Origin of the sequence: Micromonospora sp. DH14, from assembly GCF_029809455.1 — a bacterium.
GTDB lineage: Bacteria > Actinomycetota > Actinomycetes > Mycobacteriales > Micromonosporaceae > Micromonospora > Micromonospora parva.
Window position 1 is genome coordinate 151,654 of sequence record NZ_JARVKT010000012.1, and the last position, 14,960, is coordinate 166,613.

16 protein-coding genes are annotated in these 14,960 nt (G+C 68.1%); 11 read left to right on the plus strand and 5 right to left on the minus strand.

What is annotated here, in order from left to right; genetic code table 11:
* Positions 1-290: 290 nt before the first annotated feature.
* On the minus strand, positions 291-1,175 hold the full coding sequence (locus QCZ28_RS17980; RefSeq protein WP_279517722.1) for a hypothetical protein: 885 nt from the start codon (positions 1,173-1,175) through the stop codon (positions 291-293).
* 541 nt (positions 1,176-1,716) lie between these two features.
* Between QCZ28_RS17980 and QCZ28_RS17985 the strand changes: the two genes are divergently transcribed.
* The 4 genes from QCZ28_RS17985 (at position 1,717) to QCZ28_RS18000 (ending at position 5,603) form a co-directional block, all read left to right on the plus strand.
* A complete protein-coding gene (locus QCZ28_RS17985) occupies positions 1,717-3,984 on the plus strand; it encodes an NB-ARC domain-containing protein (protein WP_279517723.1) in 2,268 nt (755 codons plus the stop codon).
* Between the two features lie 193 nt (positions 3,985-4,177).
* Positions 4,178-4,642, plus strand: coding sequence for a hypothetical protein (locus QCZ28_RS17990; protein WP_279517724.1), 465 nt, complete (start codon positions 4,178-4,180; stop codon positions 4,640-4,642).
* 37 nt (positions 4,643-4,679) lie between these two features.
* On the plus strand, positions 4,680-5,096 hold the full coding sequence (locus QCZ28_RS17995; protein WP_279517725.1) for a hypothetical protein: 417 nt from the start codon (positions 4,680-4,682) through the stop codon (positions 5,094-5,096).
* A gap of 21 nt (positions 5,097-5,117) precedes the next feature.
* Positions 5,118-5,603 (plus strand): hypothetical protein, encoded by a 486-nt coding sequence (locus QCZ28_RS18000; RefSeq protein WP_279517726.1) that lies wholly within the window; start codon positions 5,118-5,120, stop codon positions 5,601-5,603.
* Positions 5,604-6,314: 711 nt separating this feature from the next.
* Here QCZ28_RS18000 and QCZ28_RS18005 read toward each other — a convergent pair.
* Positions 6,315-7,109 carry a TIGR03943 family protein gene (locus QCZ28_RS18005; protein ID WP_279517727.1) on the minus strand — a complete coding sequence of 265 codons (795 nt, stop codon included), beginning with the start codon at positions 7,107-7,109 and terminating at the stop codon, positions 6,315-6,317.
* On the minus strand, positions 7,106-8,047 hold the full coding sequence (locus tag QCZ28_RS18010) for a permease (RefSeq protein ID WP_279517784.1): 942 nt from the start codon (positions 8,045-8,047) through the stop codon (positions 7,106-7,108). Before QCZ28_RS18010 ends, QCZ28_RS18005 begins: the two co-directional genes overlap by 4 nt.
* 570 nt (positions 8,048-8,617) lie before the next feature.
* Here QCZ28_RS18010 and QCZ28_RS18015 point away from each other — a divergent pair.
* The 3 genes from QCZ28_RS18015 to QCZ28_RS18025 all read left to right on the plus strand — a co-directional run bounded on the left by QCZ28_RS18015 (position 8,618) and on the right by QCZ28_RS18025 (position 10,613).
* On the plus strand, positions 8,618-9,034 hold the full coding sequence (locus QCZ28_RS18015; protein ID WP_279517728.1) for a transcriptional repressor: 417 nt from the start codon (positions 8,618-8,620) through the stop codon (positions 9,032-9,034).
* A gap of 170 nt (positions 9,035-9,204) precedes the next feature.
* Positions 9,205-9,384, plus strand: a complete 180-nt coding sequence (gene rpmF, locus QCZ28_RS18020; RefSeq protein ID WP_279517729.1) for a 50S ribosomal protein L32 — start codon at positions 9,205-9,207, stop codon at positions 9,382-9,384.
* Positions 9,381-10,613, plus strand: coding sequence for a GTP-binding protein (locus QCZ28_RS18025; RefSeq protein ID WP_279517730.1), 1,233 nt, complete (start codon positions 9,381-9,383; stop codon positions 10,611-10,613). The genes rpmF and QCZ28_RS18025 overlap by 4 nt, the downstream gene beginning before the upstream one ends.
* A gap of 266 nt (positions 10,614-10,879) precedes the next feature.
* Here the strand turns inward: QCZ28_RS18025 and QCZ28_RS18030 are convergent, their stop codons facing one another.
* Both QCZ28_RS18030 and QCZ28_RS18035 read right to left on the minus strand, forming a co-directional pair.
* Entirely contained in the window at positions 10,880-11,140 is a 261-nt protein-coding gene (locus QCZ28_RS18030; RefSeq protein WP_279517731.1) for a type B 50S ribosomal protein L31, read from the minus strand.
* The gene (locus tag QCZ28_RS18035; RefSeq protein ID WP_279517732.1) at positions 11,137-12,432 is read right to left on the minus strand and encodes a GTP-binding protein; all 1,296 of its coding nucleotides are present in this window, start codon (positions 12,430-12,432) and stop codon (positions 11,137-11,139) included. The genes QCZ28_RS18030 and QCZ28_RS18035 overlap by 4 nt, the downstream gene beginning before the upstream one ends.
* Positions 12,433-12,618: 186 nt before the next feature.
* Here QCZ28_RS18035 and rpmB point away from each other — a divergent pair, with 186 nt between their 5' ends.
* Genes rpmB through QCZ28_RS18055 form a run of 4 tightly spaced genes read left to right on the plus strand, consistent with a single transcriptional unit; the run spans position 12,619 to position 14,853 of the window.
* Positions 12,619-12,855 (plus strand): 50S ribosomal protein L28, encoded by a 237-nt coding sequence (gene rpmB / locus QCZ28_RS18040; protein ID WP_203118037.1) that lies wholly within the window; start codon positions 12,619-12,621, stop codon positions 12,853-12,855.
* Positions 12,855-13,022 carry a 50S ribosomal protein L33 gene (gene rpmG, locus QCZ28_RS18045; protein ID WP_013287204.1) on the plus strand — a complete coding sequence of 56 codons (168 nt, stop codon included), beginning with the start codon at positions 12,855-12,857 and terminating at the stop codon, positions 13,020-13,022. Before rpmB ends, rpmG begins: the two co-directional genes overlap by 1 nt.
* Positions 13,022-13,327, plus strand: a complete 306-nt coding sequence (rpsN, locus tag QCZ28_RS18050; RefSeq protein WP_279517733.1) for a 30S ribosomal protein S14 — start codon at positions 13,022-13,024, stop codon at positions 13,325-13,327. The genes rpmG and rpsN overlap by 1 nt, the downstream gene beginning before the upstream one ends.
* A 53-nt stretch (positions 13,328-13,380) precedes the next feature.
* Positions 13,381-14,853 carry a choice-of-anchor M domain-containing protein gene (locus QCZ28_RS18055; RefSeq protein ID WP_279517734.1) on the plus strand — a complete coding sequence of 491 codons (1,473 nt, stop codon included), beginning with the start codon at positions 13,381-13,383 and terminating at the stop codon, positions 14,851-14,853.
* Positions 14,854-14,960 lie beyond the last annotated feature (107 nt).

Here is a 14,960-nt window from a genome sequence, read left to right on the forward strand (position 1 = left end):
CGCGGCGGCCCAGCATTGGAGCACCGTTGGCTCGTCAGCGGCCTTCGCCTCCGCCGACGGCTCGGGCCGCTTCTTGCGTCCGGTCTGGTCGTTCAATGTCGCGGTCATCATGGCACCTCCTCACCAGGCGCAACGCCTGGCAGGTCAGGCCGGAAACACCGTTAGATCCACACTCCCGAGGCGGGTGGCCGTCGTTCGGTGACGGCCACCCGCCTCGAGCGGGTTGGTGTGCGATCGTCCGGCCGGTGCCGCCTCAGCATGGCGGTCGGTCGGGCCGGTCGAGTCATCCCCTACCAGCGCCACCAGTAGTACAGGGAGTTGTTGGCCGAGCGTGCCGGCGGGGCGCCCCAGCCCTGCGACCAGTTGGCCTCGTAGTAGTTCTTGTAGCGCTGGTAGTAGTTGCCGCTCACCACCTGGTGGACGTTGCTGTGTTCGAGTCCCTGGTTCGCGTCGTAGCGAAGATAGTGGCCGGCGGTCATGCCGAGCGCGGACTCGGTTGAGATGATGTCGTCGTCGTCCGAGCCGATCAGGGTCCAGTCGGTGCCCTGTGCTGACTGCGGACTCTGGTAGAGCGCGTTGAGCAATGCGGAGCCGGGGGACATCTCGGTGCACTGCCGGTAACCGTAGATGGCTGCGCAGGCGCTCGCCCGGTTCGTGCCGCGGTGTGGCGTGCCGATGGTCACGACGTCCTCAATGTAGAGATACGGGGGCCACCCGCTGCCCTTGGCAGCCACACCGGTCAGCGCCGAGCGGACGATGAGTCCGCCCATGGAGTGAGCTACGACGTCGACCGAGATGTTGTTCTTCGAGAAGGAGGTGTAGATGTTCCAGGCCAGGAGGCGACCCAGCTCGTAGATGGACACATCGCGATCTCCGTTCTCCCGGATGACCGTGTTGCAGCCGTTGTCGCCCTTGTAGAAGCTCACCGTGTGGTACGAGCCCTTCCACCCCCACGAGCGCATGGCATCCGCCATCGGCTTCCAGTAACCCTCCCAGCAGTGGTGGCCGGGATCGCGCCCAAGCAGGTCAAAGGTGAACCCGGGCACGAAGTAGACAGGTTCGTTAAAGCTGTCGTCGCGAGCGGGTGCGGCGTGCGCGGCAGCGCCGGTGCCCACCACTCCCACGACCGTAGCCAGTGCTGCTGTCGCGACGAGCGCCAACATCTTCTTCAGCAAGTCCGACCTCCGAGCGATGGATGATAATGATGGTCTGCTCATCGCAGCATCGGAGGGGAAATGATCTCAAGCATCGATGCGTGCGGAACCGTGCCGAACAGTCCCGGACGCGGTATCTGAACCTGCTGGTCAACGCGCTCTCCGGGTATGAGCGGTGGCTGTCGTGAGAGGACGGTTGGTTGTGCCAGCAACTCCACCGCCGAGTCCGGATGAGGTCAGCAGCACCGCGGAGTTCATCGCGGCCCTACGCCGACTGAGAGACTGGTCAGGGCAGACCTATCGGCAACTCACGCGTCAGGCGGAGACTGCCGGCGACATCCTGCCCGCGAGCACGACGGTGACCATGCTGAGCCGCTCCAGCCTCCCCCGAGAAGAGTTGGTCTCGGCGTTCGTCCGGGCTTGCGGGCTCGACGAAGCCGCTGCCGCTCGCTGGGTAGCCGTCCGTGGTGCCCTCGCGTCAAAGTCCGCGTCCGGTGGGGGCACACCGCCGATTCCACACCAAGGTCGGTGGCACGCTCCCGAACGCGACGTCGTTCCGGCCATGCTGCCCACGGACATCGCCGATTTCACCGGCCGCGAAGAGCACGTCACGGCGTTGTGTCAGCATTTGCTGGGCCTGGATCAGGACACCCGTCGCCACTATGCCACGCCCGTCGCGACCATCAGCGGTATGGGCGGCGTGGGCAAGACAACTCTCGCAGTGCACGTCGGGCATCGGCTGACCACGGCGTATCCGGATGGCCAGCTCTATGTGAACCTGCGTGGAGTCGAGACGTCACCGCTGCGGTCCGGCGACGTGCTGGCAAAGTTCCTCCGCGCGCTGGGCGTGGACAGCCGGATGATTCCCGCCGACGAGGCCGAGCGCGCCGAACTGTTCCGTACCCACCTTGCCAGCCGGCGGGTGCTGCTGTTGCTGGACAACGCCGCCAGCGAGGAGCAGGTCCGACCCATCATCCCGGGGACCGCGACATGCGCGGTGATGATTACCAGCCGATCGCGGCTGGCGGGCATCGAGGGCGCGCGGCGACTCGACGTGGATGTGTTTTCATCGGCCGCCGCGCTGCGGCTGCTGGCCGCTGTCGCCGGGGGCGACCGGGTCGCCGCGGAGCACCTCGATGCGACGCAGATCGTCACCCTGTGCGGCGGGCTACCGCTCGCGATCCGCGTGGCTGGTGCCCGGCTCGCCGGCCGACCCGCCTGGCGTCTCGGACATCTGGCGACGATGCTCGGCGACGAGCGACGACGCCTGGACTGGCTGGCAACCGGCGACCTGGCCGTTCGTGCCTCGCTGACGTTAAGTTACCAAGCGCTCGATGAGCGGACACGTGGGCTGTTGCGCCTTCTGAGCGTCTTCGACCTGCCGGACTTCCCAGCGTGGTTTGTCGCGGTCGTGCTCGAGGAAACGCTGGCGAGCGGCATCGCACATGCCGAGGCGCTGGTGGACGCCCAACTGCTCACTGCCGCCGGCGCCGATGTCTGCGGCCAGCAGCGGTACCGGATTCATGATCTGGTCCGGCTCTTCGCGAGGGAACGCGCCGCTCAGGAGGAGACCGGCGAGGCCGTGGCGGACGCCCTGCGTCGTGGTTTCGGTGGGTGGCTCGCCGTCGCCGAGCGGATGGCTAGGCACATGCCGGGGCCCTGCTACGCGGCGATCAGCGGTCCGGCCCGGCGCCCGCTGATGGACTGGTCCCACCCGGACCTGTCGGCTCCCGATCCAGGACTGTGGTTCGACGCCGAACGGGCGACGGTGCTCTCCACCATCCGGCAAGCGTGCGTGCTCGGTTATGACGACGTCGCGTTCGACCTGGCCGGATGCATGGAGAAGTACTTCGACGTGCGCGGCATGTACAGCGACTGGGCCGACGTCAACACCGAGGTCATGTCCGTGTGCCAGGCCGCAGGCAACCATCTGGGTGAGGCGGTCATGCTACGCGGACTCATCGATCTCAGCACGTGGGTCGACGACCAGCCGGCCGGCGACGCCATGTCCCGCCAGTATGACGAAGCGGCGCGGCTGCTGGAGATGTTCACCCAACTGCGGCACGAGCCGGGCATGTCCGACGCCGCGGTGATGTGTGCGTGGGCACTCACGGCCGCCGGCGACTATTCCGCGGCCGCTGCCCATGCCAGTGAGGCTCTGCAACTCGCCGAACGGTCAGATCATCGAGGCGGCCGGGTCCGAGCTCGGCTCGCGCTGTCCCTCATCAGCTACGAGCAGGGACGATTCGCTGACGCCGCGCTGCTCACCGAGATACTCGACGAGGCACGTGCGTTGAACAATCCGCGCTGGGTCGCGACCGTACTGCAGTTCGCCGGCACCGCGCTTGCCGATCTCGGTCACTTCGCGCGCAGCCAACAGATGCTGCACGAGTCGCTGAGCATCACCCAGCGCTACGGCGATACCTACACCGAGGTGTTCACGCTTGTCGCCTTGGCCCGCCTCGACCTGCGGCGGGGATCGTCGACAGGACGGGAGACGGCCGAGGCGGCAGTGACGCTCAGCCGCGAATACAACATGACCCACCACCTAGCCGAGGCGCTGCTCCTTCTGGGCGAGATCGAGTTGGCCGAGGACCATCCCGCGGAGGCGATTGACCGCCTGGAGGAGTCCGTCGCGCTCTGGAGGACACGTGGCTGGCATTCGCTGCACGCCACGGCACTCGAACGCCTCGGCCACGCCTACGCGCGCACTGGTTCGCCAGCCGCCCAACAAGCGTTCGACGAGGCCCGTGCGATCTCCGCCCGCCTCCTCGTCACCGCCGAGCAGGCCTCACCACCGACTCTCCTGCCCCCGCCGGACGCGCACTGAGACTTAACCGGAGAGCGAAGCTGGCGTAGGGAGTGGTCGCCAGCAGCGGGCCAACTGTCGGAGGGTGCGCGGTCAGCCGAGTTCGGTGGTGTTCCGAACACAGCCGAACGCAGAATCCGTTGTGACGCTTCTCGACAGCTGATGCGATGACCACACATTTCCGAACCGCCCTCTTCGAGAGGAACGTGATCACGTGCGATCCACCATAGGGCTGCGGCGCGTACTCGTGACCGCTTTGGTCGTCCTGCTCAGCCCGGTCGTACTCGTCCAACCGGCGCACGCCAACGCGGAACGCTGCGTGGACAACTGGAGCGGCAACCTGTGCCTGCAAACGACTAACTCCGGTGCCACCGTGTCCAGGGCCAAGGCCATTCTGAGGTTCCATTCCTGGTACTGCGGCGGCCCGTTCGGGGCGGACCGGGACGACACCGAGATGTACTTCACGCTCTGGGGGACCCGGAGCAACGGTTCCAGCTTCGCCATGAGCGGCTCGGGTGCCTGCGACGTCAACGGCACATACGCCAGGCCGGCGGAGGCGGAGTACAAGACCTTCGTCGTCAACACGACGTTCAGGTCGCGGTCCACGCTGTGCCTGCGGGCCGACTTCCAGTCGTCCACGTCCGGCGACGGCAACTACGCCTGCTACATCGTGCCGTGAGCAATGTTCCCCCGTACCGACGGAAGGTCACCTCATCATGCGTCTGACGGCGCGCATCGCGACGGTGCTCTCTTTGGCTGCTGCCACCGTGGCCACGGCGGCAGCGCCGGCCGCAGCGGAGAAGTTGACAGCATACTGCGGAGACACCTATGGCCCTGATAACGGTTGGCACCGATGTGGGATCGCAACATTCGACGACCCCGGCAACATCGAGAAGATAACGGTCATGGACCAGAACAGGGACGGCCACAGCGTTGTCGCCGTCTGGCAGAACCAGTCGACCGGTGCGTACAGCAACGTGTGGCACGTCGACGGCGTCGGGAACAGCACGGTGGAATACGTCGACTACCTCGCCGAGGGCACGCCGGTGCGTTTCAAGGTGTGTGCCGGTGAAGGCGGCAGTCTGCAGATTCTCAGTTCGACCTGCAGCCAGTGGATTCACCTCACCGCGTAGCCCATCCGGAGGAGCACCCCTATGCGTTACCACCATCGTCTTGCCGCCCGGCTCGCGCTCGTCGCCACCGGGATCGTCGCCACCCTGCTGCTCGGCGCGGCCCCAGCATTCGCCGCGGAGGGCGACATCAGGGTCAGCAGCTCGTCCTCGCCCTACAGCGAATGCACATATGACGGATTCGACGGCAGTTGGAGCGGTGACGCCAGCTCGTCCGGTTCCAGGATCACGTTCAACATCTGTTGGAGCGGTAACCATGCCGTAGTCGACGGCGCGGTGTATGACACCGCAGCGGACGGCCGGGCGGGCCGGGCCTGGCTGCAGTACCAATACTGGAACAACCCCATCGAAGGCTGGCGTTGGCACGCGCCGGTCCTACTCGCCACCACGTCCGGCGGCCAGGGTGCCGTGCGGTACTTCAGCGGCACCAGCGAACTCTTGAATGTTCGCAACTACCAGATCAGGACCTGCGCCGGGCCTGGCACCGACCGGTGCAGCAACTGGCGATAGCCCGTTACCTCAAGATGGTCTCCAGCCGGAGACTCCTTCACCGCCCGGCTCGGTATGACGCGCCACCCCACCGTACGGCTGATCGGGGGTGTCGTCGCCGAGCCGGGCAGCGTCGGTAAGGGCCGCCGGGACGGGCTCGCAGGACCGCAACCTACCGGACACGGCAGTTGCGACTGCGATGGCTTCTCGCAGGAAGCGGATCGGTGTCGAGCGGCTGTGCGCGGAGTCTGGCCGGCTGACTCCGCCGCGCTCCCCATGGCCCGGAGACGGCAGTCGAGCGTCTTCCCGTGACAGGCCAGCCTGGATGGCCCCGGCCGTACGAGGTTCGGCGGTGACCGCGACCTGCAGTGCTGTCAGCGCGCCTTCGCTGTGACCGGTGAGGCGTACCGCTCGCGATTGACCTCGGGTTCGCCTGCGAGTAGGCGTGTGAGGAGATTTCCCCCATCCTCAACGCTCTGCGCACCGACACGCCTATCGGCGGGCAGCCCGGCCCCGACCAGGTCCGCCAGCGGCAACAGACGATGTACCCAACTCGATCAGGTCAACATCGATGCGGGCCAAGACCATCAGCATGTCTACCTGGACACTGGTCCCGACGGTGGCGCCTTCACGCCCGACGGTGCTGCGGAAGGCTCTGGCGGTTGAGTGATCGCCTGCACTCTGCGGTGGGGTGGCGCTGACGCCTGAGGTGCAGCCCGGTGGTGCGGAGGGCTACTCGTACGGGTCCTTGGGGGCGATCACCTGTCGCCAGGTTTCCACCTCGATATAGGGGATCTCTTCGTCGTTGATGGGGTCACGGGTCACGCGGTCCGTGTAGCGGCCGGTGACCTGGATCCAGGTGTCGTCGGCCAGACCGGTGGGGGCGTTGCCGGCCATTCCGAGTTTGACGGGTCGGCCGTCGGCGGCGCAGCAGGACAGGATCATGCGGGCGAGGATGGGTTGTCCATCGGGCCCCGGGGTGATGAAGCCGGTGAGCTGGACCCGTCGGTTGCCGATCGACTGGCCCTTGTCGAACAGGGCTCGGGCGGCGTAGTCGAAGACGTTGATGGTCGCCGGATCCCCGGCGGGCAGCGGCGGGTAGTCGTAGTCGTAGTCCTGCTGAGCGGTGAGTGCGGTGCCCGCTTGGCCGGCCGCGTACGAGCCCAGGGCGGGTGGAGTCACGAGTAGCAGCCCGAGAGCGGGAAGGAGAAGCAGCCAGGCGACTCGCGGTTCGTGGTGGGTGTGCTCGTCGTGTAGGTCTTCGGTCGTTGATCCGCTCGGGCTCCGCTCGTCGCTCTCCGGTCGAGTCCGGCCGGCGGGGTCGCTCTGGGCCTCGGACCCGTCCGCGTGGGGAAGTAGGTCGTACCAGAGGGTCATCACCGCGGCGACGATCAGCAGGAGGCTGGCGGCGATGAGGAACGGTCGCAGCCCTTCCTTGACGTAGCGCAGGTAGAGGTCCGTGACGCTGGCGTGCAGAACTGCCGCGCCGAAGAAGATCATGACGCAGGCCTGGGCCATCCGGTTCACAGCAGCACCATCCCGGTGATGACGGCGACCGCGACGGCGACCGTGAAGGTGGCCGGCGCGAATCGGGCGGCGAAGCGCCGGCCGAAGATGCCGGCCTGCATGGAGATGAGTTTCAGGTCGACCATCGGCCCGACCACCAGGAAAGCCAGTCGAGCGGTGAGGGAGAACTGCGACAGGGAGGCGGCGACGAACGCGTCCGCCTCGGAGCAGATCGACAGCAGGACCGCGAGCGCGGCCAGGGCGAGCACGGAGAGCACCGGCTGGTCGGCGAGGGTCTGCAGCCACTGTTCGGGGACGACGACGTTGATGGTGGCCGCGGCCATCGCGCCGATGACAAGGAACCCGCCCGCGTGGGCGATGTCGTGCCGTACGGCGGACCAGAACGCTTCCCCGCGTCGCAGCCCGTCCAGGTCCGGTCGGTGCGGGAGCCGGATCCAGTCGGTGCGGCCCAGGCGCAGCCAGAGCCACCCCATGATCATGGCGACGACGAGGCTGGCGATCGCGCGGGCAAGGACCATCTCAGGGTTGTTGGGGAAGGCCACGGCGGTTGCGGCGAGGACGATCGGGTTGATCGCCGGTGCTGCGAGCAGGAACGCCAGTGCCGCCGCAGGTGTGACACCGCGGCGGATCAGGGAACCTGCGATCGGTACGGCCCCGCACTCGCACCCCGGCAGGATCACCCCTGCCGCACTGGCGACCGGTACGGCGAGGGCCGGGTGTTTCGGCAGGGCCCTGGCCCAGAACGACCGGGGTACGAAGACCGCGATGGCGGCGGACAGCAACACACCGAAGACGAGGAATGGCACGGCCTGCACCATCACCGAGACGAACACCGTCGTCCAGGTCGCCAGCGAGGGTGCGGACAGCAACCTTGCCAGGGGCTCGCGCAGGAAGATGAGCAGGACGAGCACGGCGGCGAGGATCTCGACCGAGCCGATCCGTCCGGTGAACGGAAACGGGGACCGGTGACCGTGGTCGTGCTGGACGGTGTCGGGGCCTGGCGGCGTGTCGGGGGCGCCGGCTGTTCCTGTGCTCGATGAGGTGGTGGGCTCGGATGCGGCCACGCCGCCCCCTTCTGTGCTGGGCATGTGGAGATGGCGTCGAACCGGTTGCCTGCCCGCGCTCCGAGGGCTGTGGTGCGCAACGTGTGTGCCGACCTTTGGTTCGCTCACACACCAACAGCGATGTGAGTGTATTGAGAGCGACGGGCCATCGTCGCGAAACCGCGGGGTCCTCCCCTGAGAACGGGTCCCGAGATGACGGGGCGTGTGAGGGAATCCTTCGTGGTGTTGGTAGTCGATGTCGATAGATGATTGGACGTTGTGATCTCTCCGTGACATCACCAGCACTGCTGGACCTGGACGCCGGCCGGTCTGCGTTACCCCGCAACAGGCCAGGGGTAGGGGGACGGTGCGGCCACGCTCATGCACGACGACGCATAATGGTCTGACGGGCAGCGAGGCGAAGTGTCGGAAGCGGTAGGCCGGCGGCGCCCACATCACGGGAGGATGGCGGCCACGGTGAACCAGACGGTGCCTAATGTGACCCGGAACACCCGGCAGCGGGCAGAGGTGCTGGCGCTGCTGCGCGAGGTCGAGGGCTTCCACTCGGCGCAGCAACTGCACCAGATGCTGCTGGCGCGCAAGGCGGGCGTGGGTCTGACGACCGTCTATCGGACATTGCAGCTGCTGGTGGACGCCGGCGAGATCGACTCGACCCGGTTGCCGGGTGGCGAACAACTCTTCCGCCGATGCAGTCAGAGCAAGCACCATCACCACCTGGTCTGTCGGGATTGCGGGCGTACGGTCGAGGTGGCCGGGCCGGCCGTGGAGCGGTGGGCCGACCAGGTTGCCGCACAGCACGGGTTCGTCGACGTCGGTCACACCTTGGAGATATTCGGCACCTGCGCCGCCTGTGCGCGCTGAGCGGTCGACGGATCATCTGATCGAAGGCGACGGGGGTCGGAGGGCTCGGCCCTGGTTGCTCTAGGAGGTCCGAGCGTCATTGCGGTGAGCTGAATCAGGCGAGCCCCGAACTCCTTATCGAAAACGGGACCCATTAACATGTGGCTGAACCCGTATCGAGGAGACCTCTCATGGCCGTGCCCAAGCGCAAGATGTCCCGGTCCAACACCCGCCACCGTCGCGCCCGGTGGAAGGCGACCGTGCCGCAGTCGACGCCCTGCCCGTGTCCGCGCAAGGAGATGGTGCTGTCGCACCGCGCCTGTACGCACTGCGGCCTGTACAGGGGTCGTCAGGTGGTGGATCAACCGTGACGGAGCGGCTGCCGGTGACGGTGCTGTCCGGGTTCCTCGGTGCGGGCAAGACCAGCCTGCTCAACCACGTGCTGGCCAACCGTGACGGGTTGCGGGTGGCGGTGATCGTCAACGACATGAGCGAGATCAACATCGACGCCGCGTTGGTGCGTGACGGCGGAGCGTTGTCGCGGACGGAGGAGCGGCTGGTCGAGCTGACCAACGGCTGCATCTGCTGCACGTTGCGCGACGATCTGCTCGACGAGGTGGCCCGGTTGGCCCGGCTGGGTTGCTTCGACTACCTGTTGATCGAGTCCAGTGGCATCTCCGAGCCGATGCCGGTGGCCGCCACGTTCGCCTTCGGTGTGGAGGACGGGCAGGTCCTGGATGACCTGGCTCGGCTGGACACCACAGTGACGGTGGTCGACGCGGCGGGCCTGCTGGCCCGCGTCGAGGCGGGGGAGACCCTCGAGGCGGGCGGGCTGGCCGCGTACGAGGGGGACGACCGGAGCGTCTCCGATCTGCTGGTCGACCAGATCGAGTTCGCCGACGTGCTGGTGGTCAACAAGACCGATTTGGTCGCCCCGGAGGATCTGGCGGTGGTGGAGGCGCTGCTGACCCGCCTCAACCCGGCCGCCCGGCAGGTGCGTGCCGTGCATGGCCGGGTGGCCCCGGCGGAGATCCTGCACACCGGCCGGTTCGACCTGGAGCGGGCCGAGACGGCGCCCGGTTGGGTCGCCGAGCTCAACGGTGGGCACGTGCCGGAGACCGAGGAGTACGGCATCTCCAGCATCGTCTTTCGCGACCACCGGCCGCTGCACCCGCAGCGACTGTGGGACCTGCTGGCCGGCGGGCTGGACGCGTTCGGTGTGGTGCGCTCGAAGGGCTTCCTGTGGCTGGCCAGTCGCCCGGACGTGCAGGCACTGTGGTCGCAGGCAGGCCCCTCCGGCCGGTGCGATCCGATCGGCGTCCCCGTCGTGGTCTCCGGGGAGTGGCCCGAGGACCCCGACGAGCGGATCGAGCTGGAGTCCCGGTGGCATCCGGTCTTCGGGGACCGGCAGCAGGAACTCGTTCTCATCGGTGTCGACCTGGACGGCCAGGGCCTGCGGGCCGCCCTGACCGCCTGCCTGCTCACCGGCACCGAGATCGCCGCCGGAGAGCCTGCCTGGCGGGCGCTGCCCGACCCGTTCCCCGAATGGGACCTGAGCGACCTGCACGAACACGAGCATGTCGATCCGGTTCAGGTCTGACCCATGGCAGTCACCCTGACTTCGGGTGATGTTGTCCCCGGCGGCGGCGGCGCGCTCGTCGGCGTTGGCGGGACCGCCCGCGGGCTCGGCGCCTGCAAAGAACGAGAGGGATTGGCAGCCCCGCCGGAGCGCTGCTGACGGTCGCCCGCGAGCTGGTTGCCCTCGGCGACCGGCTCGCGGGCGAGCGTCAGCTGCCATGCCCGGTTGTGACGGGGGCCGTCGACCTGTCACGGCACCGGTCGGTCCAGTCGACCGGCACCTCATGGTCACGCGCCCTGCGGCCCCCGCCGGGCGTACTTCTGGCGGAACTTCTCGACCCGGCCGGCGGTGTCGAGCAGGCGTTGCTTGCCGGTCCAGAAGGGATGGCTGGCGGAGGAGATCTGCACGTCGATGACGGGGTAGGTGTTGCCGTCGGTCCACTCGATGGTGTGGTCGCTGGTGGCGGTGGACCGGGTGAGGAAGACGAAGTCGGCGCCCTTGTCGCGGTAGACGACGGGTCGGTAGTCGGGATGGATTCCGGGCTTCATGCGGGTTGCGCTCCTTCGGTGTCGGTGTCTGCCAGTTCTTCCACCACAAGGGGGAAGCAGCCGGCGAACGGATCGTGGTAGGTACGCCACGTTTCTTCGCCGTCGGCGAGTTCGGCGTCGGTGAGCAGGCACCGGGCGAGGGTGCGGTGCAGCTCGACGGGGTCGACGTCGAGGCCGATGAAGACCAGGTGCTGGTGGCGGTCGCCGTAGTAGGGGTCCCACTCCATGGCGGCGGCGAGGCGGCGTTGGTCGTCGACGTGCTCCCAGCGGTCCTCGGGCAGGCTTGCCAGCCAGTGTCCGAGTGAGCCCATGGCCAGACCGCCGCCGGCGAACTCCCAGGCCACCACGGTGTCGGGTTGGCTGGCCAGCCAGAGGTGGCCTCGGGAGCGGATCATCTCGGCGTTGACCTGCTCCAGGACGTCGTGCAGGCGTTGCGGGTGGAACGGGCGGCGGGCGCGGAAGACGGCGGAGACCACCCCGCAGTCGGATTCCGGGTCGTGTGTGCCCAGCGTGTAGCCCTGCAGGCCGCGGGCGAGTACCCCGGGGGTCTCCGGTCGGTGCCGGTGGGTGTGGCGCAGTTGGTGGGTCAGCGTGCTGGCGTCGACGCGGTCACCGTCGATGCGGATGTGCACCGCCCAGGGCGCCATGCGCTGCAGCAGGACCGACAGCCGGCTGGTGTCGAAGGCGCCTTCCCGGGACTGTCCCCAGAGCACCAGGGTGTCGGCGTACTCGATCTGGCGGACCACGACGTCGGCGAGCGCGCGGTGGTCGTCCTCCGCGGCCTGGATGCCGAGTGCGGTGAGGTCGTCGGTGCTGGCGAGACCGTCGAGCAGGTGTTCGGCGTCGAGGACGGTCACGTATGAGTCGACGCGGATGAGGTCGGTGATCGGTGCGCCGTCGACGAGGCAGTGGGCGCAGGCGGCGGCGACCGCCTCCGGCTCGACCACCTCGGGCAGCATGAGCACCAGGTCGTGGCCGGGATGGCTGCGGGCGAGCCGTACGAGGGTGGGCAGCACGTCTTCGCGCAGGGTGCAGGAGACGCAGCCGTGCCTCAGGTCGACCTGCTCGTCCTCGACGATGCCGGTGCCGGTGCGCACCACCCGGCGCACGACGCCGTCGCGGATCCCGCTGAGGTCGTGGCGTACCAGCAGCAGTGACTCGTCGGCGGCGAGCAGCGCCCGAGCGACGGCGAAGGTCGCCGCTGGCCAGAACCCGGACAGCACGGTCAAGGACGGGCGGGTATCCGCGTCCGTGGTCGCGACGTGCGTCGGTGCCTGTGGTGACGACGACATGGCACTCCTTTCGACGTAATTGAAAACGATTGTCATTTAAGCACATCAGGGATGACGGACGGCCGGCGGGTGCGCCGGCCCAGCTGGGGGTCGCCGGCAATCGACCCGCTGCGGGTCTGACCGAACGGATGATGTAAAACTGAAAACCGTTGTCGTTATCGTCAACCTCAGCAAGGAGCGTGCACTGTGTCCCGACGTTGTGACGTCACCGGCGCGAAGCCGAGCTTCGGCAACGCCGTGTCCCACTCCCACCGGCGCACCCGCCGCCGGTGGAACCCGAATCTGCAGAACCACCGCTACTGGCTGCCGTCGCAACGGCGATGGGTCAGCCTCACCCTGACGACGAAGGCGCTGAAGACCGTGGACCGCAAGGGCATCGAGAAGGTCGTCGCCGAGCTGCGCGCCCGTGGGGTGAAGCTCTGATGGCCCGCCAGACCGACGTACGACCGATCGTGCGGCTGCGTAGCACCGCCGGCACCGGCTACACGTACGTCACCCGCAAGAACCGTCGCAACGACCCGGACCGGCTGGTCCTGCGCAAGTACGACCCGGTTGTACGCCGACACGTCGAGTTCCGCGAGGCACGCTGATGGCCAAGAAGAGCCTGGTCAACCGGCAGACGCGCCGCGAGGAACTGGTAGCCCGGCACGCCGAGGGGCGGGCGGAGTTGAAGCGGCTGGTCGCCCATCCGGACACCGACCCGGAGGTACACGCCGACGCGGTGCGCCGGCTCAGCCGGCTGCCACGGGATTCCAGCCCGGTGCGGCTGCGCTCACGTGACCAGATCGACGGCCGCCCGCGCGGCGTGCTGACCCGGTTCGGGTTGTCCCGGGTGCGGTTCCGCGAGCTGGCTTTGCGTGGCGAGCTGCCCGGGGTGCGCAAGGCGTCCTGGTGATGGCAGCACATGTACCACCGCGCGCAGGTACGCGCGGTGCTGAAAGGGGAGGTATGAATGCGACTCTGAGGGTTCGCGGTTTCGCGGCCCTGGTTGCCGGGGCGGTGGTGGTCGCCGGCACGGTGCTGGCGCCCACCGCCGCGTCGGCGGCCGAGAAGGTGGTGTTGTCCAAGGGGCACACCGACGCGCTCGACGTGCACTACGAGGATGGCACGCTGTCGTTGAAGGTGAACGACGACACGGTCAGCCCTTCGGTGACGCGGATTCCGGCGGACGTGACGTTCCAGGTTCTGCCGCAGGCGGCGATGGCAGTTCCGGACGATCCGCGGTTCGCCTTCCTCGGGCCGGCGGGCAGCCAGGTCTGGTTACTCCCGTTGACCCAGGACCCGGATCTGCTCTGGCCGGGTTGGAACACCACGACGCTCGACTCAGGGGTGTTCGAGGGCAACAAGGTGCGGCTGAGCCTGGTCGACGTGCAGGGGCCGGGCAGCGTCACGCTGTTCACGCAGGACTCGTTCGGCGGTCCGATCATCAAGTTCCGTTCCGACGACGGTCTGCCGGACGCGATCGACGTGCCGGTGCACACGCACGCGCACTCGAACTGGGCGTTCGGCGCGCTGGGTAGCTACACCCTGACGTTCCAGGCCGACGCGACGTTGACCAACGGCACGACGGTCAGCACGGGACCAGTGGACTACTCGTTCGTCGTCGGCGAGCTGTCCGGCGGTGGGCCGGAGGTCCGCCTGTCGGTCAGCGGCATGGCCGCCGAGTACCAGCCCAACGACACGGTGACGCTCAACGCGGTGCAGACGCCGCAGACCGAGCTGGACCACTACCACTGGTTCAGCAGGTGCCCCGGCACGGGCGACTGGGCCATCATCGCGGGTGAGGCGGGTGCGAGCTACTCGTTCACGGCCACCCGTGAGCTGAACGCCTGCGAGTACGTGGTCAAGCTGTACGGCGACGCCCACGACGTGGTGGCGACCAGCGAACCCGTAGCCCTCTGGGTGGCGTTCCCGCCGCAGGAGCCCGGCACCTCGCAGACGATCACCGCGTCGATCGACGAGACACAGGGTTCCCTGGTGATCAGCGTCAACCCGGACGACCGTGCGGTAGTGCTGCCACCCGCACAGCTGACCGCCGGCGGTGACCGGTGGGAGAGCACCGGGGAGCTCCGCCCGGTCACGGTGACCGACACCCGTGCCGGCCGACCGGGATGGAGCGCGTCCGGGCAGATCCCGGCGGACTTCGCCGGGCCGGACGGTGCGACGTTCAGCTCCGGCTACCTCGGCTGGACCCCTCGGGTCATCGCCCAGGGTTCCGGGCAGGGTGTCGTCGCCGGTCCGGAGGTCACGCCGTACGTCGTCGGGTCCGGCGGCGGTCTCGGCAACAGCGCGGTGCTGGGAGCAGCGCCGGGCGGTGCCGGCTGGGGCACCGCGCAACTGGGTGCGGGTCTGCGGCTGAGCCTGCCCACCGAAACGGCTGCGGGGACGTACTCCGCGACCCTCACCCTCACCGCGATCTGATCGCCCGAACCCGTCCGGTGACCCGGCGCTGAACCGCCACCGGACGGTCGCGGGGTGGGTGGGCCGTTGCCGCGACCCGCCCACCCCGCCTCACCCCTCGCATCCAG